We start from the raw sequence: 24,819 nt of genomic DNA on the forward strand, positions 1-24,819 counted from the left end.
ATCGTTTTGAGCGGAGGCGATTATATAGCAACGGCCCCGCATCCGTCAGTACAGAAGCGGGGCCGAAAACAATTCGATACACAGAGGTTGCGTCGTCAATTCATAACTAAGCCAACCCCAGCAATATGCCCGCCGAATGCACGACAAACGCCACGATCCAGGCAACGGCGACCTGAAACGCGAATACGGCCACGGCATAGCGCGCGCCCAACTCGCTCTTGACAGCGCCGATAGCGGCCACGCAAGGCGGGTACAGCAGCGTAAAGACCAAGAACACGTAGGCGGTAAACGGCGAAAACATGGTTGACAATGCCGCGGGCGAGGTTGCACCCAAAAGCACCGTGAGTGTCGAGATGACACTCTCCTTGGCGATAAGTCCGGTGACGAGCGCCGTCGAGGCGCGCCAGTCGCCAAAGCCGAGTGGGGCCAACACCGGCGCGATGATGCTACCCAGACCGGCAAGTAGACTCTGCGACTGATCGGCGACCACATTAAAGCGAATGTCGAACGTCTGAAGGAACCAGATGACCACGGTAGCGGCAAAGATAATGGTAAAAGCCTTGGTAATAAAGTCCTTGGCCTTATCCCATGCCAGCATCACCGTCGTCTTGACGCTCGGCAGGCGGTAATTGGGGAGCTCCATGATAAACGGCACCGGGTCGCCCTTAAATGCCGTGCGGTTGAGCACCAAAGCCGCGATGCAGCCGACCACGATACCGATCAGATAGAGCGAGACCATGGCGGGAACCGTCGCCTGCGGGAAAAAAGCCCCGCACAGCAAGCCGTAAACCGGCAGCTTGGCTGAGCAGCTCATAAACGGCGTGAGCATGACCGTCATCTTGCGGTCGTGCTCGGATGGGAGCGTACGGGTCGACATGATAGCCGGCACGGTGCAGCCAAAACCGACGAGCATGGGCACGAAGCTGCGGCCCGACAGGCCAAAGCGACGCAGCACCTTATCCATGACAAAGGCTACGCGTGCCATGTAGCCGGAGTCTTCCAGAATGGAGAGGAACAAGAAGAGCACGACGATAATCGGTAGGAAGGTCAGCACGCTGCCCACACCCGTAAGTACGCCGTCGACAGCCAGTGAGCGCACCACGTCGTTGGTTCCGAATGCCTTGAGGCCCGCATCGGCCGAGGCGATGATGGCAGCGATACCGTCCTCCATGAGTCCCTGCAACGCCGCGCCAATCACGCCAAACGTCAGCCAAAAGACGAGGCCCATGATCACCAGAAACGCCGGAATGGCTGTGTAACGACCTGTCAGGATGCGGTCAATCTTGACGGAGCGCACGTGCTCGCGGCTCTCGTGCGGCTTGACGACGCAACGCCCGCACACGTCGCCGATAAAGCTAAAACGCATATCGGCCAGCGCAGATAGGCGGTCGGTGCCGGCCTCGCCCTCCATCTGGGTAATGATGTGCTCGATAGCGTCGAGCTCGTTGCGATCCAGGTGAAGCGCCTCGGTTACCAGCTCATCGCCCTCGACCAGCTTGGTCGCCGCAAAGCGCACCGGAATGTGCGCCGTCACGGCATGGTCCTCGATCAGGTTAGCAATACCGTGGATGCAGCGATGCAGCGCACCGCCGTCCGGGCCGTCGGGCGCACAAAAGTCCAGGCGACCAGGGCGCTCGCGGAACCGTGCCACGTGCAGGGCGTGGTCCGCCAACTCGCCGATGCCCTCGTTGCGGGCAGCGCTAATGGGGACAACGGGCACGCCCAACAGGCTCTCGAGCAGGTTGACGTCCACGGCGCCGCCGTTGGCGGTCACCTCGTCCATCATGTTGAGCGCGATGACCATAGGACGGTCAAGCTCCATGAGCTGCAGTGTCAGGTACAGGTTACGCTCGATGTTGGTGGCGTCAATGATGTCGATGATGGCGTCCGGGCGCTCGTCAAGGATGAACTGACGGCTCACGACCTCTTCGCCTGTGTACGGCGACAGGGAGTAAATGCCGGGCAGGTCGGTAACGCTCGCCTCGGGATGGTTACGGATGGTGCCATCTTTGCGGTCGACCGTCACGCCGGGAAAGTTACCGACGTGCTGGTTGGAGCCCGTCAGCTGGTTGAATAACGTGGTCTTGCCGCAGTTTTGGTTGCCGGCGAGGGCAAAGTGCAGCGGCGCGCCCTCGGGCACGGCCGTCTTTGCCGCACGGGGCGAATACGTCCCCTCGCCCAGGGCCGGATGCTCCGTCGTGCCGATTGCGGCGTTAGCGCGCGGACCCGTATCGGTGTCGTGAATACCCACGAGCTCGATGCGAGCGGCATCGTCCTTGCGCAGCGTCAACTCGTAGCCACGTAGGCGGATCTCGAGCGGGTCACCCATGGGGGCGTACTTCATCATGGTGACTTCGGTGCCCGGCGTTAGACCCATGTCCAAAATATGCTGTCGGAGTGCCTGATCGTCCGATGCCACCGATGCGACAACGGCGTCCTTTCCAATCTCGAGTGTATCGAGCTTCACGTCCGTGCTCCTCCCCCGGCGCCCGCAGGGCGTTGTATTTATGTTCACCATGGCTAACCGTTTGCCATGGCTAACCAATTTTAAGCTTACATGATAGCGTGAACACACAACGACGTTCAATCGACAGATCGGTGCAAGGGGAATTCTGGGCCATTGCTTCCCAGACGGGCCTGTTGCGGAAACCGAATCCCACTCCGGAACACCTAAACGGGACGGGCTTTCCGGTTGAGGCATCTAGCGGAAACTGCAGCCCGGAATCGGCGCTCAGACTGGGATGCGATTTCCCGATCGAGCCCCTCGGGGAAACTGCGACCCGGAATCTGCGCCCAAAACGGGTCACGATTTCCCAAACGGGACGTGGTTTCCCGCGGGAGCAGAAACAGCCGCCCGCTCCCTCGACAAAATGATCCATTTTCCTCCGTCTCCAACAGATCAAAACGAAGTTGCGGTGGAATAGTTCCTGTTTAAAGCCCCGTGACTTTAATTGGAACTATTTCACCGCAAGTTATGAGGGACGGGATGGGGCTGGCCCTCTTACTCTTACAGATGGCGCTCCAGGAAGCGGAAGGCTAGGCGGATCCAGGGACGGACTGCCGCCTGCTTGTCCTCGTTGTCGACCGCGGTGTTGGCGTTGCCGAGCGAAAGGCCGTGACCACCCTGGTCGAAGACGTGCATCTCGCATGCAACGCCCTCCTCGGCCATGCGCTGCGCAAACGGGTAGACCTGCGCGATCGGCGCCGTCTTGTCGTCGGACACGCCCCACACAAAGGTCGGTGGCATCTGACGCGAAACATGCGTGGTGGGGCAGATGTCGGCCAGATGCTCGTCAGTTGCCTCGCCGCCCGTCACCATCGACAGGTAGTCGTTGAGCAAATCGCGCCCCGTCTTGCCGCCCGTCTTGGGCACACGCAAGTCAATGCGCGGATCGCGCGTCTGCATGTCACGCACATAGGCAAAGTCGAGCAATGGATAGCCCAGCACCACGGCATCGGGACGAATGTCGTCCGGACGCGCCCCGGCAAGTGCCGCGAAGGGGCCGGTCTTCCACTGTGTTGCCAGCGAGGCGCAAATCATGCCGCCAGCAGAAAAGCCCACGACGCACACGCGCTTAGGATCGACATGCCACTCGTCGGCGTTGGCGCGCACCGTGGCGACCATCTTGGCAAGATCTGCCTGGGGGTGCGGAAAGCTCACGTCACCCGTAGAACTCGTGACATAGTTGAGCACAAAGGCCTGGTAGCCGCGATCCAAAAATGCAAACGCCACCGGGTCCTGCTCGTGCGGAGCGATATGCGTAAACCCGCCTCCGCCGCAGATGATCACCGCGGGGCGGCGGCCATTCGGTTTATCGGGCAGCGGCTCGGCGCCCAAATACGTAAACGTCGCCGGATAATCCTCGGTCGGCTCCTCGCCCCACAGCGCATGGTTCTCGACAATCATATGTGCTCCCTTCGCGCAAATTATGCGCCCTTGTTTTTCGCCTTCAAGCGTACCCCACTTGAACCCGTGGCGCAGAAACACTCCGGCAATAAGTTTCCCTTCAACTGATATATCACATAATCCCAGTTCAGAGGTATCGTTGAGCAGCGTAGAATAGGGGCGTTGACCAAGCCGCGAAACACATGTGAAACGTTTCCGGCAAACCAAACGCGCGATATGCGCCTATTTAAGTTGGAGGCAACTATGGGTCTGCTCGATTCGCTTAAGTCCACCTTCACCTCGACCGGCGAGGCGTCCGTTCCGCCCGCAGCAAGCTTCGCTACCCGCGAAGGCGTCATCTATGCCCCCGTCAACGGCGTGCTCGTCAACCTGAACGAGGTTCCCGACGAGACGATCGCCTCGGGCATGCTTGGCCAGGGCTATGGCATCGAGCCCATTACCGGCACCATCTATGCGCCCGCCAACGGCCGCATCGGTGCCACCACTGTCACCAACCACTCCATCGGCATGATTACCGAGGACGGCCTGCGCGTGTTCATCCATGTTGGCCTGGGCACCGTGGAAATGAACGGCAAGGGTTTTGCCCGCTTTGTCGAGATGGGCGATGTGGTCAAGGCAGGCCAGCCGCTCATCAGCTTCGACCGCGAGGCCATTAAGGCCGCTGGTCACGAGGACATCGTGACCGTCATCGTCTCCGAGCTCGATCGTCTTAAGAGCATCGACCATGTCGGCGAGTCTGGAACGCTTATCGGCGGCAACCCGCTCGTCAAGCTGGGCGACCCGCTGCTGGTTGCCAAGACCAAGTAGCCAGGCCCCACGCCACACAGCCAAAAGGCACCTCGTCAAGCGCCCGCGACCATTTGGCCGCGGGCGCTTTTCGTTTGAAAAACCATCCCGCCAATGCTTTATCTGTATAGCTCAAATGAGCCGAGCTGCTAGAATATCGAACTGTATGGATAACTATCATTCAACCGTTATGGGAGGATACGTGAACCGCACCAAAATCGCGCAGCTCTATGCCGATGCCGAGTCGCTCGGCGGCCAGACCGTCACCGTCGCCGGCTGGGTCAAGTCCGTCCGCGACATGAAGAACTTTGGCTTTGTTACGCTCAACGACGGCAGCTGCTTCCGCGACCTGCAGGTCGTCATGAACCGCGAGGCACTCGACAACTACGACGAGATCGCCCATCAAAACGTCTCGGCCGCACTCATTTGCACCGGCACCGTCAAGCTGACCCCCGATGCGCCCCAGCCTTTCGAGCTTTCTGCCACCTCCATCGAGGTCGAGGGCACGAGCGCCCCGGATTACCCGCTGCAGAAGAAGCGCGCAACCGTCGAGTTCCTGCGCACCCAGCAGCACCTGCGCCCGCGCACCAACCTGTTCCGCGCCGTGTTCCGCATCCGCTCTGTCGCGGCTGCCGCCATTCACCGCTTCTTCCAGGAGCAGGGCTTTGTCTACGTCAACACCCCCATCATCACCACGAGTGACTGCGAGGGCGCCGGCGAGATGTTCCGCGTAACCACGCTCGACCCCAAAAATCCGCCCCTCACCGAGTCCGGCGAGGTCGACTGGAGCCAGGACTTCTTTGGCAAGCACGCGAGCCTTACCGTGTCCGGCCAGCTCAATGCCGAGAACTTTGCCATGGCCTTTGGCGACGTGTACACCTTTGGCCCCACCTTCCGCGCCGAAAACTCCAACACCACGCGCCACGCCGCCGAGTTTTGGATGATCGAGCCCGAGATGGCCTTTGCCGACCTTAACGACTACATGGATAACGCCGAGGCCATGCTCAAGTACGTCCTTAAGGACGTCATGGCAACCTGCCCCGACGAGCTCAATATGCTCAACAAGTTTGTGGACAAGGGTCTGCTCGAGCGCCTGGACCACGTGGCAAACTCCGACTTTGCCCGCGTCACCTATACCGAGGCCGTCGAAATCCTGGAGCAGGCCGTCGCCGCCGGTCACAAGTTTGACTATCCCGTGAGCTGGGGCATCGACCTGCAGACCGAGCACGAGCGCTTCCTGACCGAGGAGCACTTTAAGCGCCCGACCTTCGTAACCGACTACCCGGCCGAGATCAAGGCGTTCTACATGCGCATGAACGAGGACGGCAAGACCGTCGCCGCTGCCGACTGCCTGGTTCCCGGTATCGGCGAGATTATCGGCGGCTCCCAGCGCGAGGAGCGCCTGGATCTGCTCGAAGCCCGCATCAAGGACCTGGGCATGAATCCCGAGCAGTACAAGTACTACCTTGACCTGCGCCGCTACGGTTCCTGCAAGCACGCCGGCTACGGTCTGGGCTTCGAGCGCTTGGTCATGTATCTGACCGGCGTGGGCAACATCCGCGACGTCCTGCCGCACCCGCGCACCGTGGGCAACGCCGACTTCTAATCGCCACAGCGCCACCAAACGCGTTCCAGCGCATCACGCCAGCGCCTCTCGGCAAGCCGAGGGGCGCTTTTTTCAACAGCATCCGTCAAGCTTTTGGCAAGGTTTTGGTCAGTTGGGCAGAGCTGTTGAAAACTCGACCCGCCGCTTGCCGACGGCTACCGACCGCCCAGGGCGTCCTGCACCCCTGGGAAAGCCCCGCGTCCTAGGCTCCATACCGTCGCCACCCAAAACGGAAAGGACGTGGGCGCCATGACCGAAACCGCTGTTGAAACTTACGAGACCACGACGAGGGGCGCTGCCTCGATGGCAGCCTATCGCGCCGTTCGCATCCTGCAACTATTAAGCGAAAACACCGGCGAGGACAAGGCCATGCTTTCCGATGAGTTGATCCGGCGCCTCGCCCATCCCGACGACCCCGCCCGCATGCCCATCTCGGCGGCGCGGCGCAGCATCTACACCGCCATCTCCGCACTTCGCCATGCCGGATACGAAATTGAGTACAAGCGCGGCGTGGGTTATCGGCTCTTGACCCGTCCGCTCACCGACGAAGAGATCATCCGGCTCCACGGCATGGTCATGCGCAACCGCTCCACGCCCATCGCCATTCGAAAGAGCATAGCGCAGCACTTGGTCGCCATGGCGAGCGCCGACGTTCGCGGCTACCTCGATGCACCCGAGCCCGCTCCAAGCGTGGGCGGCAAATCCACCAAGACCACGCACACGCCCGTCAAGCGCATCGATGCCTGCGAGCTCATCGAGCAGGCCATCGACCACGGAACCACGGTGAGTTTTGATATTTCGAGCGTCACGGCGCGCGGAGAGGTCGAAGTGGCACGGATGACACTCCGGCCCTTTGCCATCAAGCAACGAGACGGCATCTCGTATGTGCTGGGAACGGTCTATGACGCCCGAGGCGCCGACGACACGCTGCGCACCGTTGAGATCGGCCGCATGAGAAACGTCACCACACGTCTCCTCGATGGCAAGAAGCTCTTCGCCGCCTTGGACGAGGACGACGCCTCCTCCGCCGCATAAGACCCTCCGCCGCCCATTCGACTACCCGTACCGCCCATCCGATTCTGTATTAAAAAACCCGCCAGGCTGTTGTAAAAATGGACATCAGCGCTACTATAATTCCACTTGCACTTTGTCCCAGTGCAGTGTTTCCAGCCATTTTTATACTGGGGGTAATGATATGAAGGACATCACCATCAGCCGCAGGAGCCTTCTGGTCTCCGCCGGCCTGCTCGCGCTCGTCCCGCTTGCCGGATGCGGCGGCAACTCTGGTTCCGGCTCTGCTGCCGCCGGTTCCGACTACACCATCGGCGTTCTGCAGCTCACCGAGCACTCCGCACTCGACGCCGCCAACGACGGCTTTGTCAAGGCCATCAAGGAGAGCGGCCTTAAGGTCAAGATCGACCAGAAGAACGCCCAGAACGACCAGTCCACGTGTAAGTCCATTGCCGACAAGTTTGTGGGCGACAACGTCAACCTGATTTATGCCATCGCCACGCCCGCCGCGCAGGCTGCCGCCGGCGCCACGGCCGATATCCCCATCGTGGGCTGTGCCATCACCGACTACGCCGCCTCCGGCCTGGTCCAGGACAACGACAAGCCCGGCACCAACGTCACGGGTGCTTCCGACCTCACCCCGGTCGCCGAGCAGCTCGAGATGATGCAGAAGGTCCTGCCCGACGTTAAAAAGGTCGGCCTGCTCTACTGTACCGCCGAGTCCAACTCCGACGTCCAGATCAAGGCCGCCAAGAAGGAGCTCGACAAGCTGGGCCTCGAGTACACTGACTTCACCGTCTCGAGCTCCAACGAGATTCAGTCCGTCGTCGAGTCTGCCGTGGGCAAGGTCGACGCGCTGTACTCCCCCACTGACAACACCATCGCCGCGGGCGCTTCGCAGGTCGGCCAGATCTGCAAGGAGAATAAGCTCCCCTTCGTGACCGGCGAGGAGGGTATGTGCATGGCCGGCGGCCTGTTCACCCTCTCCATCAACTATAAGGACCTGGGCTACGCCGCGGGCGAGATGGCCGTTAAGATCCTGAAGGGCGAGGCCAAGCCCGAGGATATGCCGATCAAGCACCTCTCGAGCAAGGACCTGGTCGTCGTCAAGAACGACGAGATGGCCGAGGCGCTGGGCATCGACCTTTCCGCTCTGGACGAGTAGCGCCATGCGCGGTAACGCGTCTAGGGCCCGCACGCGCGCCACAGCCGCGTTATTCAATATCTGAGTCCTTGGGGCGAACGCTAAAGACCGGCGTTCGCCCTGCTTGTTTCGGATGAGACAAAACATCCGTCCGCAGCTCTTTTATGCATTGGTACCGCTATTATGGAAAATCACGTGTCCACCCTATCCTAGGAGGTATGAAGCATGCTCATTGCATTGCAGGGCGCCGTTTCACAGGGCGTCCTCTGGGGCATTATGGTGCTTGGCGTGTTTATCACGTTCCGCCTGCTCGACATCCCCGATATGACCTGCGACGGCAGCTTTGCCCTCGGCGGCTGTGTCTGCGCCGTGCTCATCGTCAACAATAACGTCGATCCCTTGCTCGCCGTGCTGGCCGGCATGTGCGCCGGCGCCATCGCGGGCGCCGTCACGGGCATCTTGACCACCGTCTTTGAGATTCCCGCAATCCTCGCCGGAATCCTTACGCAGATCAGTCTGTGGTCCATCAACCTGCGCATCATGGGCAAGTCCAACACGCCCATCCTTGCCAAGGGCACTATCTTCTCATCCGTCAGCAACATGACGGGCCTGCCGCAGTCCACTGTTGCCATTATCCTAGGCATTGTGCTGGCCGTGGCCATCGTCGCCATCCTGTACTGGTTCTTTGGCACCGAGATCGGCTCGGCGCTGCGTGCCACCGGCAACAACGAGTACATGATCCGCGCCCTGGGCGTTAACACCAACACCACCAAAATGATCGCCCTCGTGCTCTCCAACGCCCTCATTGGCCTTTCGGGTGCGCTCATCTGCCAGAGCCAGAAGTACGCCGACATTGGCATGGGCACCGGCGCCATCGTTATCGGTCTTGCCGCCATCGTCATCGGCGAGGTGCTCGGTCGCCTGCTGCCCGGCGGCCTCACGCAGTTTAGCGTCCGTCTTGCTTCCGCCGTCTTTGGCTCCGTGGTGTACTTCCTTATCCGCGCCATCGTGCTGCAGCTGGGCATGGACGCCAACGACATGAAGCTACTCTCCGCCGTGATCGTCGCCGTGGCCCTGTGCGTGCCCGTGGTTTGGGAGCGCTATAAGCTCCGCAGCTCCTACACGAAGGGAGATGAGGCAGATGCTTAAGCTCTCGCACGTCAAGAAGACCTTTAACAAGGGCACCGTCACCGAGAAGCGCGCGCTCACCGGCGTCGACCTCACCCTCAACGATGGCGACTTTGTAACCGTGATTGGCGGCAACGGCGCCGGCAAGTCCACGCTGCTCAACATGATTGCCGGCGTGTATCCACTCGATTCGGGCGTTATTGAGCTCGACGGCAACGATATCTCGCGTCTGAGCGAGTCGCAGCGCGCCAAGTACCTGGGCCGTGTGTTCCAGGACCCCATGCGCGGCACCGCAGCCGACATGCAGATTGCCGAGAATCTAGCCCTCGCCAAGCGCCGCGGCCAGCGTCGCGGTCTTTCGTGGGGCGTCACCAAGGCCGAGAAGGACGAGTACGTTGAACTGCTCAAGCGTCTGGACCTTGGTCTGGACACGCGCCTCAACGCCAAGGTCGGCCTGCTCTCGGGCGGCCAGCGCCAGGCACTCACCCTGCTGATGGCCACGCTCACCAAGCCGCGTCTGCTGCTGCTCGACGAGCACACGGCGGCCCTCGACCCCAAGACGGCCTCTAAGGTGCTCAACCTGACCGAGGAGATCGTCGACGAGAACCGCCTGACCACGCTCATGGTCACGCACAACATGAACGATGCCATCCGTCTGGGCAACCGTCTGATCATGATGCACGAGGGCCACGTGATCTACGACGTGGCGGGCGACGAGAAAAAGTCGCTCACCGTGGCCGACCTGCTTCAGAAGTTTGAGGAGGTCTCGGGCGGCGAGCTCGCCAACGACCGCATGCTACTAAGCTAACGACTTAGAAAACCACCACAAAGGGGACAGGCACCTTTGTGGTGGTTTTTGTTAAGGACTAAGGAAACTGCCATGAAAAGATTCGTCCCCCGCCTTGCGTTAACCGTCTCGTTGTTTGCCGGCGCGCTCGCAGGCATCCCAAGCCTCGCTTTCGCGGGGAACCTGCCCGCCGCTATTGACGGCACTGTGACCGTCATGCACACCAACGACATCCACGGCAGCTACAAGTACAGCTACAACGAAAGCAAGGGCACCGGCACCGTCGGCTTCGACGGACTGGCAGTTCTCCATAGCGCCCAGGGCAGCGCCCCCGATCTTTTGCTCGATGCGGGCGACACCTTCCACGGACAGTCCTTCGCCACCATGAGCGAGGGCAAGAGCATCGCCGAGCTCATGGACACCTTCTACGCCGACGGCTACGACGCGACCACGCCAGGCAACCACGACTGGAGCTATGGCGCGGACAAGCTTCGCACCATGACCGGCTCCAGCACCACCAGCACGCCCTTCGCCATGCTTTGCGCGAATGCAACGTCCTCGAACGGCGTATGGAGCTCGAGCATCACGAAGACGCTCAACCGCACCTGGGAGGACAGTGAAAGTCACTCAACGTTCGCCTACCAGATCAAGGTCGGCGTTGTAGGAGCCATGGATGAATCGCTTGGCTCCTCGCTGCGTGCAGACCTAGTCGCGGGCACCAACTTCTCGAGTGCCGCGAACGCCATCAATGCCGAGGCAGAGCAGCTGCGCAAGGAGGGCTGCGATGTTGTTGTTTGTATCGCGCACACGCTCGACGCCAAGACCTTTGCCACGCGGCTCCGTGGCGTCGATGCCCTTATCGCAGGCCACGAGCACATCAACCTTAACGAGAAGGTGACGGGAGCCGACGGCAAGACAATCCACGTTGTCGAGGCGGGCAGCGCCTTTGCCGAAGTGGGACTGCTTTCCGTCCCCTACGAGTACGACACCAAGGGCACTGAAAGCACCGACGATGACACGGTGGCAGTATACGCAGGCAAAAGCGACGAGAAGCTCTATACCGCCAAGGATGTAAACGTTCTTTTGACCGACCCCAACAAGGGCTCCACCTATCAGAGCACCCTTGATGAGGTCCACGACAACAAGATCAAGCCGCTCGACGATGCCTTTAGCGCCGCATCGAGCGAGGTGCTCGGCACGAGCTCTACCAATTATTTCTACGGCGAGAACGCATCTGGCACGCACGGCTGGGAGATGGTGCGCACCACCGATTTCCGCCCCAGCAAGGAGGGCGACACCACCAAGGCCCAGACCATCGGACATGTGATCTGCGGCTCCTATCTTGACCTGACGGGCGCGGACCTTGCCATCGAGAACGCGGGCGGCATCCGCGGCGGCATCGCTGCGGGCGATGTGACCGCCGGCAACGTCATCGCTATCTCGCCCTACGGCAACACCGCGGAGACCTGGACCATGACCGGTGCGGACTTCCTGGCAGCGCTCGAGCACTCGCTGCAGATCAGCGACGAGTGCAATCACAGCTACGAGCTTCAGCAGGCTTATGTGGCGGCCGGTCACACCGAGCAGGAGGCGCAAGACAAGTACAAGTGGCGCGACGATTCCGGTAGCGTCCTTTCCTTCGGTGGCATTAACGTAACGATCGACTGGACGCAGCCCGAAGGCAAGCGCATCGTGAGCGCCACACTCACCAAGGACGGCACGGCACTTGATCCCGCCAAGGACTATACCGTCGCCACTAACAACTACATCATCACCAACACGACTGACTTCCCCACCTTCGCAAACGCCACCAAGCACACCGAGTGGGGTACCTGCGAGTCAGCGCTTAGGGCGTTGATCGGGCAGAACGGCTGGGAGAACAAGATGGCCTCGCTCGCGGGCACCATCAGCTTTGGCTCCGCTGCCGTGGACCCCACGCCCACACCGGCCCCGACGCCTGAGCCCTCGCCTAAGACGGACGCGACGACCACGAAGGTCATCACCAAGAAGACGACCGGCAAGCTCGCCGCAACGGGAGACCGCACGCTAGCCGTGATCGGCGCATGCCTCATCGGCGGCATCGTCATCATCATTCTCGGCATTATCTGGAAGCGTCGACGCTAAGCTACACCGCCGGGCCTTGCAGCCCCGCCGCGTAAACCTTATATCGAGCACAGAAGCCCGTCCGAATTTGATCGGACGGGCTTCTTGGTGGGTATCATGGTTGGATGATCATGAGGAGGTTTACCTACATGGAATTGTTTGAGCCGATTCTTCATTTCTTTGAGCAGCGATGGGTCCACAACATCATCTGGGCCGGCATCTTGGCCATCGGCACCGCCGTTGCCGCCAAAGTCGCGTCCAAGACCCTGCACCACCTGCTTAACCGCGACGATAACCCGCTCCCAGCATCGAGCATCTTCATCAACATCGCGCGCGCCGTCATCTGGATGATCGGCGGCAGCTTTATCCTCGACAACTGTTTTGGCATTAATGCAAACGCCCTCGTCGCCGCTCTTGGCGTCGGCGGCATCGCCATCTCGCTCGGCTTTCAGGACACGCTGTCGAACCTTATCGGCGGTATGCAGGTGACGTTTATGGGCATTATCAAACCCGGCGACAATATCGAGGTCGGCGGCGTATCCGGCGTGGTCCAAGACATCACCTGGCGCCACACGACCATCGAGGACGCCTGCGGGCAGACCATCATTGTGCCCAACTCCAACATCTCCAAGAACACACTCGTGCATCTGATGCCCTTTGGGCGCGTGGCCGTGCCCGTTGCCGTAAAGGACACGTCTAAGTGGGCTTCCCTTGACGCGCTGGCAGACGAGCTCACGAGCGCAACCAAAACGGCCGTCTCGCCCATCTCTGGCTTTGACAAGGAGCCGTACGTGCTCTTTAGCGAGATCGGCGACTTTGGCATTAAGGGCAAAATCATCTTTATCGTCAGCGACGATAGCACCACTTTTACGGCAGCCGACGCCTGCATTCGTGCCATCGCCCCCATCATCGCCTAAACCGCCACAAAGGGGACAGGCACCTTTGTGGTGGTTTCACATCGTGGTACCATGGTTCATATCGTTGTTTAAACGACTAAGGGAGTAGACACCATGGAAGAGGCCTATCGTCAAGCACGCAAGCGCGGCGAGCAGGGACGCCGTCGCGCCATCAGCCAAAGCGAGCACCCGTACCTCACGGACCTCGACAGTTTGGTTGCTCAGCTCCCCTTAGGTCAGCGAGAGAATGTCGGCCTGCGGGATATTCCGCTCGAAATGGTCGTCGGCACGGTCACCAAGGGCCGTCAGTCCGCTTTTTCATGCAACTTTATGCCCTTGTTGCCGTTTAACACCGAGTTCGCCCGCAAGTGGTCCAACCTCTACGACATCCAGGTGACCGAGGGCTATCGCGACCCCATCATCGTCACCGAGTTCATGCATCGGTTCTACGTCCAGGAGGGCAACAAGCGCGTCAGCGTCCTCAAATTCCTGGACGCCCCGACGGTTTCAGCCAAGGTCACCCGTCTCTACCCCGGCACATGGGATTCCGTCGAAAGTCGCCTATACGGCGAGTTCTGCGCGTTTTGGCGCGTCTGCCCCCTATACGAGATCGAGTTCTCGCGCGAGGGAAGCTACGAGACGCTCGCCAAGATGCTCGGCCAGGACCTTGTCGAAAAGTGGCCACAGAAAAAGGTCGACTACCTGCGCCACACCTTCCTACTCTTTAAACGCGCCTACCTTCGCGCGGGCGGCGACCACCTGGACATTACGCCTGCCGACGCCATGCTCGTCTACCTCAATGTGTACAACCAGGACCGCCTGTTGGATACACCGACGGATATCGTCGTAAACCGCCTGTGCAAGATTTGGCGCGAATTGGTCATTGCCGGCAAAAATGACGAGGACAAGGTCGATCTTGTCGAGGCACCGAGTGTCGATGAGGAAGAGGCGCTCGCCAAGTCCACCTCCGGCGTGCTCAACTTCTTTATGGGCAAGACCGTCTACTCGGCGGCCAACCCCCTGCGCATCGCCTTTATCCATGAGTTCCCCTGTGCGACGTCGAGCTGGGACAGCCTGCACGACCAAGGGCGTCAGTATCTCGATGAGCACTTTGGCGGTATCGTGCGCACCGAGGCGTTCGAGGACTGTCACAATCCGGACGTGTTCTACGCCGCCGTGGAAACGGCTGTCAAACATGGAGCTAACGTCATCTTCTCGACCTCGCACCGCCTGATGGAATACACGCTCAGAGCTGCCGTTGAGTATCCCCAGGTGCGGTTCCTTAACTGCTCTATCGGCCTTCCCCACCAAAGCGTCCGTTCGTACTTTGGCAAGATGTACGAGGCCAAGTTCCTCCTGGGCGCCCTTGCCGCCAGTATGGCGGACAACCACCGTATCGGCTACCACGCGTCGGTCTTCGCCTCGGGCGCGCTTAGCGAGATCAACGCCTTTGCGATTGGCGCCTCGCTGCTCGACCCCCGTGCGCAAATTATCCTGACCTGGGGCGATGTGCCCGCCGGAGGCCTTGCCGAGGCCATGTGCCGCGAAGGCGTGAGCGTCATGACCGGCGCTGACATGTCAAAGTCGCTCGTAGACCCTACGGCCTACGGACTCCACCGCCTGGTCGATGGCAAGGTCGTCGGCATCGCCATGCCGGTCTGGAACTGGGGCCGATACTACGAGCTTATCGTGCGAAGCCTGCTGCATGGCACCTGGGATGAGACCAGTGACGACAGCCAGGTTCGCGCCGTCAACTACTGGTATGGCATGAGCTCGGGCGTCATCGACATTCGCTACGCTCCGGGCCTGCCCTATCAAACGCGCAAACTGGTGCAGCTGCTCCGCAATGGCATCGTCGAGAGCTCCATCAATCCATTTGGCGGCGAGCTTCATAGCCAAGACGGCGTGGTGCAGATCGAGGGCTTTCCCCCACTGCCGAGCGCGCAGATTGTCGAGATGAATTGGCTGGCGGACAACGTGGTAGGCACCATTCCGCAGCTCGACGATGAGCCGGGAGTTACCGCCCTATGAAGATCCTTGCCATAGCAGATACCGAAGAACGATGCCTTTGGGAGTGCTTTCGCAAGGAGCGCTTTGAGGGTGTCGACCTGATTCTGTCTGCCGGCGATCTGGACCCGGACTATCTTGAGTTTTTGGTCACCGTCATCAACAAACCGCTCATCTACGTTCGCGGCAACCACGACGACCGCTACGCACGTCATGCACCGGGCGGATGTATCTGCGTGGAAGACAGCGTGTACACGTACCGAGGGATTCGCATTGCGGGCCTTGGCGGGTCCATGCGTTATCGCGACGGCGCCAACATGTACACCGAACGCGAGATGTCCAAGCGCATGCGTAAGCTGTCGCGTAAGGTTAGGATGGTCGGCGGGTGCGACATTCTGCTTACCCATGCGCCCGCCGCCGGTATGGGTGATTTGGACGATCTGCCGCATCGAGGGTTTGAGTGCTTTAACACGGCGCTTGAGTCCTGGGGGGTCGACTACATGGTGCATGGGCATGTACACCAAAGCTACGGTTACGATTTTCAGCGCGAGCGGCATCATGTGTGTGGAACGACGATCATCAACGCCTGCGGCTATACGCAGTTTGAGCTCGACCAGACGCGCTACCCCATCCGTGGCTGGCAGGCGGCCTGGCTCAATTCGCAAACCATGCGCCGCGAGCTCAAGCGCCACGATGCCATCGAGTCCTCAACCGCCAGAACACCCTGGTAGCCACCTCAAAGGGGACACTGTCCCCTTTGAGGTGGCTTTACCCCGAGATAGCAAGAAACCCGGTCCTGCACGAGGCAGAACCGGGTTTCTTTAGCAATGCTTGCTTTGCTCAGGCAGTAACTAGCAGTTACTCAGCCAGGAAGTCACGCTGGACAGCGGGATCGACCTTGACGCCAGGGCCCATGGTGGAAGACACGGAGATGGACTTGACGTACTTGCCCTTAGCAGAAGAGGGCTTGACGCGCAGGATCTCGGTGTACAGGGCAGCGTAGTTCTCGACGAGCTGCTGCTCAGAGAAGGACTTCTTGCCCAGGGGCACGTGGCAGATGCCGTAACGGTCGGCGCGATACTCAACGCGGCCGGCCTTGAGCTCGGAGACCATCTTGGCGACGTCCATGGTCACGGTGCCGAGCTTGGGGTTCGGCATGAGGCCACGGGGACCAAGGATCTTACCGATGCGGCCAACCTTGGCCATCATGTTCGGCGTTGCGATAGCAGCGTCGAAGTTGATCTCGCCCTTCTGGATCTGGGCGACGAGCTCGTCGGAACCGATGATGTCGGCGCCGGCAGCCTCGGCCTCGCGGGCCTTCTCGCCCTCGGCGAAGACGGCAACACGAACGGTCTTGCCGGTGCCGTGGGGCAGGGAGATGGAACCACGGATGTTCTGGTCAGCCTTACGAGTATCGATGCCCAGACGGAAGTGGGCCTCGACGGTCTCGTCGAACTTGGCGGTGTCGAGCTCCTTGATGAGCTTGGCAGCCTGAAGGGGGGTGTAGAGCGTGGCGCGGTCGATCTTCTCGGCAGCGGCGTTATAGCTCTTACCATGCTTAGCCATGTGCATTACCTCCTGTGGTTAAACGGGCGTGAGCCCTCCCACATCGTATCGTGTGCCCTATTGCACACATATAACGGGCGCCCCGGTCGGAGCACCCGTCATTACCTAAAGAAATCGCTACTCAGCGATGGTGACGCCCATGGAACGGGCGGTACCGGCGATGATCTTCTTGGCGGCGTCAATGTCGTTGGCATTGAGGTCCGGCATCTTGATCTCGGCGATCTTGGTGAGCTGCTCCTGGGAGAGCTGACCGACCTTGTCGGCCTGGGGCTTAGCGGAACCAGACTTGAGGTTCAGCTCCTTCTTGATGAGGTGAGCCGCCGGCGGGGTCTTGGTGATGAAGGAGAAGGACTTGTCCTCGTAGACAGAGATCTCAACGGGGATGATGTCGCCCTTCTTGTCCTGCGTCTCGGCGTTAAAAGCCTGGCAGAACTGCATGATGTTCACGCCAGCAGCGCCCAGGGCGGGGCCGACGGGAGGAGCGGGGTTAGCGGCACCAGCAGGAATCTGGAGCTTAATGACGTTGGCAACCTTCTTCTCAGCCATGGTCATTCCTTTCGAATCACGAGTGTGAAGTACTTGCTATATCGTAAGCACGCACGTGTTAGAAGCACTCCTGAGATGAGCAGTCACAGAAGAAGCACGCTCGCGCGAACGGACGAAAACTTAAGCGATGACAGCGACCTGGTTAAAGTCGAGCTCGACCGGCGTCTCGCGGCCAAAGATCATCAGCGTGACCTTGAGCTTGCCAGCCTCAGTGTTAACCTCGGAGACCTTGCCATCAAAGTCGGTAAGCGGGCCATCGGTGACGCGGACGGACGTGCCGACCTCAATATCAACCGAGGTGCGCTTGGGCGAATCGCCCTTACCGGGACGACGAGTCATCTTGTTGTACTCGTCACGGGAAAGCGGAGCGGGCTTGCCGTTGCCGCCTAGGAAACCGGTGACGCCGGGCGTGTTGCGAACACACGTCCAAGCATCGTCATCCATCTCCATGCGGACCAGGACATAACCCGGGAAGATCTTGGAATCCTTGGTCTCGCGCTTGCCACCCTCTTTAATCTCGGTGACGCGCTCCATAGGAATCTCGATATCAAAGATACGGTCCTGCATGCCCATAGTCTCGATGCGGTGCTCGAGATCGGACTTAACACGGTTCTCGTATCCAGAGTAAGTGTGAACGACGTACCAACGCTTAGACATGGTTTAGCCCCTCAATCCAGAGAACAGAGCAAGAGCCTCGCCAAAGCCAGCATCGAGCAGAGCGATGACGACGCCGACGACGATCAGAGAAGCGCAAACGACGACCGAGTAGTTCACGAGCTCCTTCTTATCGGGCCACGTGACACGCTTCATCTCGGACTTGACCGAAGCGAAATACTTCTTGGTGCGGGCGAAGAAACCAGGCTTCTCGTTCTTCTTGGACTTCGCAGCCTTCTCGTTCTTCTTGGCAACGGCCTTCTTGGCCTCAACCTTGGAGTTGGCGGCAGCGTTGTTGGCAGGCGCCTGCTGCTGTGCCTTCTTCTTGTTCTTCTTGTTGGCCATTTGGGTTACCTCCGCGCAATGCGCTTATACATGAGTAAACCGTAAGCCCCCAAGTGGGAGCTTACGGAATAATGACTGGCACGCCAGGAAGGACTCGAACCCTCAACACTCGGTTTTGGAGACCGATGCTCTACCAATTGAACTACTGGCGTATGTGACTAGAGACTAGCGAGTCTCTTTGTGCAGCGTGTGGTGACGGCACCAGGGGCAATACTTCTTGATCTCCATACGATCAGGCATGGTCGACTTGTTCTTGGTGGTCGTATAGTTGCGGCGCTTGCACTCAGTGCACGCAAGAGTAACTAGAGTACGCATGTATCCTGAACCTTTCATTTCCGCCCCGTACGGGCACGAGTTGTTACTTTATCAGCTCCACGTAAGTGCTGTCAATGAAAACCTCGAGTCAATTGGTTCTCGGTGGATCCATTCATATTTGGAACACATCAATGAAGCCATCGAGAGCTAATCGACGGTGCATCCAGGACCATTATCGATCCTCTCGACACCAGCAACGGCTCAACATCCATTGCAGAAAAGAACCCGGCACCCATATAAGTGCCGGGTTCTCTAAGTCAGCTATATCAAAGAGCTAATTTACTCAATGATCGTGGAGACGATGCCCGAACCGACGGTGTGGCCGCCCTCGCGGATAGCGAAGCGCAGGCCCTCCTCCATGGCGATCGGGTGGATGAGGTCGCCCTCGATGGTGATGTGGTCACCAGGCATAGCCATCTCGGTGCCCTCGGGGAGCTTGACCGTACCGGTAACGTCGGTGGTACGGAAGTAGAACTGAGGACGATAACCATCGAAGAACGGGGTGTGACGGCCGCCCTCCTCCTTGGTCAGAACGTAGATCTCGCCGGTGAACTTGGTGTGCGGGGTAACCGAACCGGGCTTGCAGAGAACCTGGCCACGCTCGATGTCCTCGCGCTTGATGCCGCGGAGCAGCAGACCGACGTTGTCGCCAGCCTCGCAGAAGTCCATGGACTTACGGAACATCTCGATACCGGTAACGACGGTGTTCTGGGTATCCTTGATGCCGACGATCTCGACGGGCTCGTTGAGCTTGAGCTCACCGCGCTCGACACGGCCGGTAGCAACGGTACCACGGCCGGAGATGGTCATAACGTCCTCAACGGCCATCAGGAAGGGGAGGTCGTTGTTGCGAGCAGGCGTCGGGATGTACTCGTCGACGGCCTTCATGAGCTCGCGGATAGCGTCCATCCACTTGGCGTCGCCCTCGAGAGCGCCCAGAGCGGAACCACGGATGACGGGGATGTCGTCGCCGGGGAAATCGTACTCGGAGAGGAGCTCACGGGTCTCCATCTCGACGAGGTCGATGAGCTCGTCATCGTCGACCATGTCGCACTTGTTCAGGAAGACGACGATGTAGGGAACGCCGACCTGACGGGCGAGCAGGATGTGCTCGCGGGTCTGAGCCATGGGGCCGTCGGTGGCGGCGATGACCAAGATAGCGCCGTCCATCTGAGCAGCACCGGAGATCATGTTCTTGACGTAGTCAGCGTGGCCCGGGCAGTCAACGTGAGCGTAGTGACGGGCAGCAGTCTCGTACTCGACGTGGGAGACGGAGATCGTAATGCCGCGCTCGCGCTCCTCGGGAGCCTTGTCGATGTTCTCGAACGCAGTGAAGTCAGCCTTGCAGCCCTCGGTCTCGGAGAGAACCTTGGTGATGGCAGCGGTCAGCGTGGTCTTGCCGTGGTCGACGTGACCAATGGTGCCGATGTTAACATGCGGCTTAGTGCGCTCAAACTTCTCTTTGGCCATAAAGCCCTCCTCTAAACAGGTCGTCCCCGGACGGGACTTTGCCTTTATACCATAGTGGCCTCTCAACATACTATTGAGAAGCCACCGTGTTACCTATGGTAGCGGTGACTGGATTCGAACCAGTGACGCCACGGGTATGAACCGTGTGCTCTAACCAACTGAGCTACACCGCCGGATGGAGCCTGCAACCAGACTTGAACTGGTGACCTCTTCGTTACCAACGAAGTGCTCTACCGACTGAGCTATACAGGCACTTGACGGGTGGGAGCTATAGGATTCGAACCTATGTAGGCAGAGCCAACGGGTTTACAGCCCGTCCCCATTAACCACTCGGGCAAACTCCCAATCGTTCAAGTATCCGCAGGTTCTTAGGTCTTTTGGACCGCCGCCCCCGCGAACGAAGTAGATAATACGATGCCACCTTGGGGGCTGTCAACGAAAACCTCTAGATACACGGTGCCGGGCGTATCTATATACTTTTGACCTGCGGTTTTGTTGAGTTTGGATATGAAGGACGGTGGATTTGGATACTGAGGCGACGTTTCCCGAGGTAACACTTTGGTGTAGTGGAGTACACCTTCAGGATCGAACTTCGATAACGGCTTATTTGCACCTATATATAGGTCAAGATCGAGCTTCCGCGTCAGAATCGAGCGTGGATTTTCTTCCGTTTGAAATCGAACGTGGATAATCTCCCACTTTTGGCGTGCCCCCAAGGCCAAAGTGGCAGATTATCCACGTTCATTCACTAAGCGGGAGATTTTCCACGCTCGTTCGTCCGATAATCCACGCCCAAGGTGAACGGCTGGGTTCGTTCCCGCCTTTGTCTCAATCTGTAACATTTAGAGAACATTTTCTCCCCTATCTGTTACAGATCGAGATGTTTCGCAGAGACCCCAGCTTACGTCTCAATCTGTAACAGTAAGAACGGTTTTCCGCCCCTTCTTGTTACAGATCGAGACAAACCTGAAGCTAGGTTGCGCCAAACCCGCCGACTTATCGACAAAAAAGAAACGGGCCCTGTCCCATAAGGAACAGAGCCCGAAACTCTCATGGAGCCAGTGACAGGAATCGAACCTGCAACCCACTGATTACAAATCAGTTGCGCTACCGTTGCGCCACACTGGCACACTTGGCGCTTTCGCGCGAAGCCAGATAAGAATAAAGGAATTGCGGACGAGGCGCAACAGACCCTTTGACCGACCACATCTCAAAACTATTCGTCAGAACGAATAGTTTTATCCGTTCGCCAAAACCAAAAACTATTCGTTTTGGCGACGGCAACCCACAGTCCATTGATTACAAATCAACGGGCCGGCCAATTGGGAAACGGGTCTCTATGGATAATCCCCTACCGTCCGCGCAGGGCCTTGAGCTTGGCCAGGGCATCGGGACTCAGGCGGCTGCCCAGAGTCATCTTAATCTGCGGGGCTTCCTCTGCCTCGTGAACATCGTTATCGATCTGTTTGATCTCGTCCACCAGCATACGGCTCGAGATGCGCGTGACGCCCTTGCCCATGACAACGGCCTGGATCGTGCCGTCGCTCGATACCACGGAGCACGCGCGGCCTTCCTCACGTGCCTCGATGCAGAGCTTCTGCACCACGGTATCGGCCGAAACACCCGTCGGCGAAAACTCGATGCGCACGCCGCGGGCCGGCAGATTGGGGCGCTCGCTGGAGATATTGCCCGCGCCGTCGAACACGATCACGGCCTCGTAGCGGCCCTGGGCAAACGCCGCCACGTCGTTAATGAGGGCGGTGCGCGCCATATCGTGAACGTCGCTGGAATACGGATCGTCGGAATGGTCGTACACGAGCTTTTCGTAGCGCGGCGTGCAGTGGATCACGTTATAGCCGTCGACCACCAACAGCTCGGGCTTGTTGGAGTGCACCGTCGAGACCGGGTCAGCGATGGCCTGCGCAAACGCATTGCCGCCCACGCCGTAGGTCGCGGCCGAAACAATCGGCTTGGCCGAGCCCTCACCAAAGCGCTTGGCCTTGGACTTGGCACGGTTCTTTTTGGACATGCGCTACTCCTCTCCCATGAGCTCGCCGGCGTTGCGGCGCAGCCACTCAAAGCACAGCGCCGTGGTCGCCTGGGCAACATTGAGGCTCTCGGTCATGCCGCGCTGGGGAAGTTTGGTCAAAAAGTCGCATTTCTCGAGCACCAGGCGCGAGATGCCGTCGCCCTCGGAGCCCATGACGAGCGCCACGCGGCCCTCGAAGGAAGCATCCCAGCAACTGCCTTCGGCGTGCTCGGAGGCACCGCCCACCCAAAAGCCAGCGGCCTTAAGATCGTCGAGCGCACGGGCGATGTTGGGCACCTGCGCGATAGGCAGATGCATGACGGCGCCGGCTGAAGTCTTGTAGCTGCCCACGGTCACACCGGCGGCGCGCTTGTTGGCGATGATGACGCCGGCCGCGCCCACAACCTCGGCGGAGCGCACGATGGCACCAAAGTTGCCGTCGTCAGTCACATGGTCGAGCACCACGACAAGTGCCGGGCCCTCGCCTGCACGGTCGAGAATATCGACGACATCGGCATAGGGGAAGTTGCCAACCTCGAGCGCGATGCCCTGGTGAGCGCCATGGCTCGACAGCGCATCGAGCTGCGCACGCGGCACATACTTAATGCGGACGCCCGCGGCGTTGAGGTCATCGACCAGACGAGACAGGGCGGCATCGCGCTCCCCGCCCTCGGCGATGAGCGCGCACTTGATGGGAAAACCGGTGCGCAGCGCCTCGGCGGCAGCACGGCGACCCTCGATGAACTCACCCTTGGGAGCCTGAACGTTGTCGCGGTTGCGCTGCGGACGCGCAGACTGAGCCTGGGAGCGATCGTGCTGCCGGTCGCGGCCATCACGCTGCAGACGGCCGGTACGCTGGTCGCGACGGCTGCCACCCTTGCCGGGGTTATTGGAACGAGACCCCCCTCGCTTGCGGTTATCAGCCATGTGAAAATCCTCGAGATATAGAAACTGAAATGGACGAGACGCCCTAGGACAGGTCCGAAAATCACGCCTTCGGCATTATTTTCAGGCCAGTCCCGAGGCGTCCCTACTCAAGCGCTTTGCCTCTAGAGAGTCTTGATGCGGGTGCCCGCGGCAGTATCTTCAATCGTCAGGCCCAGGTCCTTGAGCTGGTCGCGGATGGCGTCGGCCAGATCCCAGTTCTTGGCGGCGCGGGCCTCGGCGCGGGCCTCGAGAATCTTGGCAGCAGCCTCGTCCACGTCGTCGCCCGTATAGGCGACCAGGCCGGCGGCAACACCCAGCAGACCCAGCGGCAGCTCGACCTTGGGCTCGGGAAGCTCAACACCAAACGTATCGAGCAGCTCGGCCAGCGTGTCGGCGGCGGCAAGCGCGGCGGCCTTGTCGGCAGCGTCGCCCGCCTGCTCCAGGTACTGGTTGCACTCGGTCACAAAGCCAAAGACGGCACCCATGGCACCAGCGGTGTTAAAGTCGTCGTCCATGCACTCCTTAAAGGTGGCACGGGTCTCGGCGGCCTTGGCGGCAAACGCCTCGGATGCTGCCTCATCGGCATCGGCCGTCGCATGGTTCGCGGCCCAGCGAAGGTTCTCGACCGTACCGGCGATACGCGTGAGCGAGTTCTCGGCACCCTCCAGGCGCTCCCAAGAAAAGTCGAGCGGCGAGCGATAGCTCGTCTGCAGCATCAGCAGGCGCAGGGCGGCAGCGGAGTGCTGCTCGAGGACCTCGGCCAGCGTAAAGAAGTTGCCGAGCGACTTGGACATCTTCTCGCCGTCTACCAGCAGCATGCCCGTGTGCATCCAGGTGTTGGAGAAGCCCTGGTGCCAGGCGCAGGTGGCCTGGGCGCACTCGTTCTCGTGATGCGGGAAGGCAAGGTCGGAGCCGCCGCCGTGAATGTCGATCGGAGTGCCCAGGTAGCGATGCACCATGGCGGCGCACTCGGTGTGCCAACCGGGACGGCCCTCGCCCCAGGGGCTCGGCCAGCTGGGCTCGCCGGGCTTGGCGGCCTTCCACAGGGCAAAGTCGAGCGGGTCGTTCTTGTCCTCGTTCTCCTCGATGCGCGCGCCAACCATCAGATCGTCGATGTTACGGCCCGAGACCTGACCATAGTTGGGATCGCTGCGCACGGCAAAGTACACGTCGCCGTTATCGGCGGCGTAGGCATGGCCCTGCTCGATAAGCGTCTTGATCATAGCGATCATGGGGCCGATCTCCTTGGTGGCGCGGGGGCGCACATCGGGATCGAGCACGTTGGCGGCACGCATGACGCCGATGAACTTGTCGGAAAACTCCGTCGCGACCTCGGCGGCCGTGCGGCCCTGCTCGTTGGCGCGCTTGATGATCTTGTCATCGACATCGGTGAGGTTCTGGGCGAACGTGACCTCGTAGCCGCTCGCGATGAGCCAGCGACGAATCACGTCAAAGCTGATGAACGTGCGGGCATTGCCGATGTGGATGTTGTCGTAGACCGTGGGGCCGCACACGTACATGCGGACCTTGCCGGACTCGATGGGCTGGAACTCTTCCTTTTTATGGGTAGCGCTGTTGTAGATACGCATTCG

21 protein-coding genes and 5 tRNA genes are annotated in these 24,819 nt (G+C 60.0%); 10 read left to right on the forward strand and 16 right to left on the reverse strand.

Annotated features, from left to right (window positions below; all coding sequences use genetic code 11):
* Window positions 1–106: 106 nt before the first annotated feature.
* Together feoB and CSV91_RS05385 are read right to left on the reverse strand one after the other, a co-directional pair.
* Complete coding sequence (gene feoB, locus CSV91_RS05380) at window positions 107–2,518, reverse strand: ferrous iron transport protein B (RefSeq protein WP_099432085.1); 2,412 nt, start codon at window positions 2,516–2,518, stop codon at window positions 107–109.
* A gap of 489 nt (window positions 2,519–3,007) precedes the next feature.
* Window positions 3,008–3,907 carry an alpha/beta hydrolase gene (locus CSV91_RS05385; RefSeq protein ID WP_099432086.1) on the reverse strand — a complete coding sequence of 300 codons (900 nt, stop codon included), beginning with the start codon at window positions 3,905–3,907 and terminating at the stop codon, window positions 3,008–3,010.
* Between the two features lie 243 nt (window positions 3,908–4,150).
* Between CSV91_RS05385 and CSV91_RS05390 the strand changes: the two genes are divergently transcribed.
* From CSV91_RS05390 to CSV91_RS05435, 10 genes are all read left to right on the forward strand, one after another.
* On the forward strand, window positions 4,151–4,714 hold the full coding sequence (locus tag CSV91_RS05390) for a PTS sugar transporter subunit IIA (RefSeq protein WP_040359007.1): 564 nt from the start codon (window positions 4,151–4,153) through the stop codon (window positions 4,712–4,714).
* 181 nt (window positions 4,715–4,895) lie between these two features.
* A complete protein-coding gene (gene asnS, locus CSV91_RS05395) occupies window positions 4,896–6,299 on the forward strand; it encodes an asparagine--tRNA ligase (protein ID WP_055285210.1) in 1,404 nt (467 codons plus the stop codon).
* 249 nt (window positions 6,300–6,548) lie between these two features.
* Window positions 6,549–7,334 (forward strand): hypothetical protein, encoded by a 786-nt coding sequence (locus CSV91_RS05400; protein WP_099432087.1) that lies wholly within the window; start codon window positions 6,549–6,551, stop codon window positions 7,332–7,334.
* 160 nt (window positions 7,335–7,494) lie between these two features.
* On the forward strand, window positions 7,495–8,475 hold the full coding sequence (locus CSV91_RS05405) for an ABC transporter substrate-binding protein (protein ID WP_099432088.1): 981 nt from the start codon (window positions 7,495–7,497) through the stop codon (window positions 8,473–8,475).
* Between the two features lie 204 nt (window positions 8,476–8,679).
* On the forward strand, window positions 8,680–9,603 hold the full coding sequence (locus CSV91_RS05410) for an ABC transporter permease (protein ID WP_099432089.1): 924 nt from the start codon (window positions 8,680–8,682) through the stop codon (window positions 9,601–9,603).
* The gene (locus CSV91_RS05415; RefSeq protein WP_099432090.1) at window positions 9,596–10,390 is read left to right on the forward strand and encodes an ABC transporter ATP-binding protein; all 795 of its coding nucleotides are present in this window, start codon (window positions 9,596–9,598) and stop codon (window positions 10,388–10,390) included. The genes CSV91_RS05410 and CSV91_RS05415 overlap by 8 nt, the downstream gene beginning before the upstream one ends.
* A gap of 72 nt (window positions 10,391–10,462) precedes the next feature.
* Complete coding sequence (locus CSV91_RS05420) at window positions 10,463–12,493, forward strand: bifunctional metallophosphatase/5'-nucleotidase (protein WP_099432091.1); 2,031 nt, start codon at window positions 10,463–10,465, stop codon at window positions 12,491–12,493.
* A gap of 128 nt (window positions 12,494–12,621) precedes the next feature.
* Window positions 12,622–13,389 carry a mechanosensitive ion channel family protein gene (locus CSV91_RS05425; RefSeq protein ID WP_099432092.1) on the forward strand — a complete coding sequence of 256 codons (768 nt, stop codon included), beginning with the start codon at window positions 12,622–12,624 and terminating at the stop codon, window positions 13,387–13,389.
* A 93-nt stretch (window positions 13,390–13,482) separates the two neighbouring features.
* Window positions 13,483–15,399 (forward strand): BMP family ABC transporter substrate-binding protein, encoded by a 1,917-nt coding sequence (locus CSV91_RS05430; RefSeq protein ID WP_099432093.1) that lies wholly within the window; start codon window positions 13,483–13,485, stop codon window positions 15,397–15,399.
* Window positions 15,396–16,106 carry a metallophosphoesterase family protein gene (locus CSV91_RS05435; RefSeq protein WP_099432094.1) on the forward strand — a complete coding sequence of 237 codons (711 nt, stop codon included), beginning with the start codon at window positions 15,396–15,398 and terminating at the stop codon, window positions 16,104–16,106. The genes CSV91_RS05430 and CSV91_RS05435 overlap by 4 nt, the downstream gene beginning before the upstream one ends.
* Window positions 16,107–16,233: 127 nt before the next feature.
* On the opposite strand, the gene rplA is transcribed toward CSV91_RS05435, so the two are convergent.
* From rplA to cysS, 14 genes are all read right to left on the reverse strand, one after another.
* Window positions 16,234–16,941, reverse strand: coding sequence for a 50S ribosomal protein L1 (rplA, locus tag CSV91_RS05440; RefSeq protein WP_022093892.1), 708 nt, complete (start codon window positions 16,939–16,941; stop codon window positions 16,234–16,236).
* Window positions 16,942–17,058: 117 nt separating this feature from the next.
* Window positions 17,059–17,487 carry a 50S ribosomal protein L11 gene (rplK, locus tag CSV91_RS05445; protein ID WP_022093893.1) on the reverse strand — a complete coding sequence of 143 codons (429 nt, stop codon included), beginning with the start codon at window positions 17,485–17,487 and terminating at the stop codon, window positions 17,059–17,061.
* Between the two features lie 120 nt (window positions 17,488–17,607).
* Window positions 17,608–18,144, reverse strand: coding sequence for a transcription termination/antitermination protein NusG (gene nusG / locus CSV91_RS05450; protein WP_099432095.1), 537 nt, complete (start codon window positions 18,142–18,144; stop codon window positions 17,608–17,610).
* A gap of 3 nt (window positions 18,145–18,147) precedes the next feature.
* Entirely contained in the window at window positions 18,148–18,486 is a 339-nt protein-coding gene (secE, locus tag CSV91_RS05455) for a preprotein translocase subunit SecE (protein WP_006234983.1), read from the reverse strand.
* Window positions 18,487–18,562: 76 nt separating this feature from the next.
* Window positions 18,563–18,638 (reverse strand) — tRNA-Trp (locus tag CSV91_RS05460).
* Window positions 18,639–18,651: 13 nt separating this feature from the next.
* Window positions 18,652–18,801, reverse strand: a complete 150-nt coding sequence (gene rpmG, locus CSV91_RS05465; protein ID WP_022093895.1) for a 50S ribosomal protein L33 — start codon at window positions 18,799–18,801, stop codon at window positions 18,652–18,654.
* 279 nt (window positions 18,802–19,080) lie between these two features.
* Window positions 19,081–20,271 (reverse strand): elongation factor Tu, encoded by a 1,191-nt coding sequence (tuf, locus tag CSV91_RS05470; protein ID WP_035137538.1) that lies wholly within the window; start codon window positions 20,269–20,271, stop codon window positions 19,081–19,083.
* A gap of 96 nt (window positions 20,272–20,367) precedes the next feature.
* Window positions 20,368–20,444: transfer RNA gene (locus CSV91_RS05475), tRNA-Met, on the reverse strand.
* A 3-nt stretch (window positions 20,445–20,447) separates the two neighbouring features.
* Window positions 20,448–20,523 (reverse strand) — tRNA-Thr (locus CSV91_RS05480).
* A gap of 10 nt (window positions 20,524–20,533) precedes the next feature.
* Window positions 20,534–20,615: transfer RNA gene (locus CSV91_RS05485), tRNA-Tyr, on the reverse strand.
* A gap of 709 nt (window positions 20,616–21,324) precedes the next feature.
* Window positions 21,325–21,399, reverse strand: a tRNA-Thr gene (locus CSV91_RS05490).
* Between the two features lie 223 nt (window positions 21,400–21,622).
* The gene (locus CSV91_RS05495; RefSeq protein WP_006234978.1) at window positions 21,623–22,300 is read right to left on the reverse strand and encodes an NYN domain-containing protein; all 678 of its coding nucleotides are present in this window, start codon (window positions 22,298–22,300) and stop codon (window positions 21,623–21,625) included.
* A gap of 3 nt (window positions 22,301–22,303) precedes the next feature.
* Entirely contained in the window at window positions 22,304–23,227 is a 924-nt protein-coding gene (rlmB, locus tag CSV91_RS05500; protein WP_099432096.1) for a 23S rRNA (guanosine(2251)-2'-O)-methyltransferase RlmB, read from the reverse strand.
* Window positions 23,228–23,349: 122 nt separating this feature from the next.
* Complete coding sequence (gene cysS / locus CSV91_RS05505) at window positions 23,350–24,816, reverse strand: cysteine--tRNA ligase (RefSeq protein WP_099432097.1); 1,467 nt, start codon at window positions 24,814–24,816, stop codon at window positions 23,350–23,352.
* Window positions 24,817–24,819: the final 3 nt, after the last annotated feature.

Source organism: Collinsella aerofaciens (assembly GCF_002736145.1).
Taxonomy (GTDB): Bacteria; Actinomycetota; Coriobacteriia; order Coriobacteriales; family Coriobacteriaceae; genus Collinsella; species Collinsella aerofaciens_A.

Excerpts from the sequence above, each read along its gene's own strand:
- feoB (WP_099432085.1), bottom strand. The coding sequence starts at position 2,518 with ATGGTGAACATAAATACAACGCCCTGCGGGCGCCGGGGGAGGAGCACG.
- CSV91_RS05385 (WP_099432086.1), bottom strand. The coding sequence starts at position 3,907 with ATGATTGTCGAGAACCATGCGCTGTGGGGCGAGGAGCCGACCGAGGAT.
- CSV91_RS05390 (WP_040359007.1), top strand. The coding sequence starts at position 4,151 with ATGGGTCTGCTCGATTCGCTTAAGTCCACCTTCACCTCGACCGGCGAG.
- CSV91_RS05400 (WP_099432087.1), top strand. The coding sequence starts at position 6,549 with ATGACCGAAACCGCTGTTGAAACTTACGAGACCACGACGAGGGGCGCT.
- CSV91_RS05405 (WP_099432088.1), top strand. The coding sequence starts at position 7,495 with ATGAAGGACATCACCATCAGCCGCAGGAGCCTTCTGGTCTCCGCCGGC.
- CSV91_RS05410 (WP_099432089.1), top strand. The coding sequence starts at position 8,680 with ATGCTCATTGCATTGCAGGGCGCCGTTTCACAGGGCGTCCTCTGGGGC.
- CSV91_RS05415 (WP_099432090.1), top strand. The coding sequence starts at position 9,596 with ATGCTTAAGCTCTCGCACGTCAAGAAGACCTTTAACAAGGGCACCGTC.
- CSV91_RS05420 (WP_099432091.1), top strand. The coding sequence starts at position 10,463 with ATGAAAAGATTCGTCCCCCGCCTTGCGTTAACCGTCTCGTTGTTTGCC.
- CSV91_RS05425 (WP_099432092.1), top strand. The coding sequence starts at position 12,622 with ATGGAATTGTTTGAGCCGATTCTTCATTTCTTTGAGCAGCGATGGGTC.
- CSV91_RS05430 (WP_099432093.1), top strand. The coding sequence starts at position 13,483 with ATGGAAGAGGCCTATCGTCAAGCACGCAAGCGCGGCGAGCAGGGACGC.
- CSV91_RS05435 (WP_099432094.1), top strand. The coding sequence starts at position 15,396 with ATGAAGATCCTTGCCATAGCAGATACCGAAGAACGATGCCTTTGGGAG.
- rplA (WP_022093892.1), bottom strand. The coding sequence starts at position 16,941 with ATGGCTAAGCATGGTAAGAGCTATAACGCCGCTGCCGAGAAGATCGAC.
- rplK (WP_022093893.1), bottom strand. The coding sequence starts at position 17,487 with ATGGCTGAGAAGAAGGTTGCCAACGTCATTAAGCTCCAGATTCCTGCT.
- nusG (WP_099432095.1), bottom strand. The coding sequence starts at position 18,144 with ATGTCTAAGCGTTGGTACGTCGTTCACACTTACTCTGGATACGAGAAC.
- secE (WP_006234983.1), bottom strand. The coding sequence starts at position 18,486 with ATGGCCAACAAGAAGAACAAGAAGAAGGCACAGCAGCAGGCGCCTGCC.
- rpmG (WP_022093895.1), bottom strand. The coding sequence starts at position 18,801 with ATGCGTACTCTAGTTACTCTTGCGTGCACTGAGTGCAAGCGCCGCAAC.
- tuf (WP_035137538.1), bottom strand. The coding sequence starts at position 20,271 with ATGGCCAAAGAGAAGTTTGAGCGCACTAAGCCGCATGTTAACATCGGC.
- CSV91_RS05495 (WP_006234978.1), bottom strand. The coding sequence starts at position 22,300 with ATGTCCAAAAAGAACCGTGCCAAGTCCAAGGCCAAGCGCTTTGGTGAG.
- rlmB (WP_099432096.1), bottom strand. The coding sequence starts at position 23,227 with ATGGCTGATAACCGCAAGCGAGGGGGGTCTCGTTCCAATAACCCCGGC.
- cysS (WP_099432097.1), bottom strand. The coding sequence starts at position 24,816 with ATGCGTATCTACAACAGCGCTACCCATAAAAAGGAAGAGTTCCAGCCC.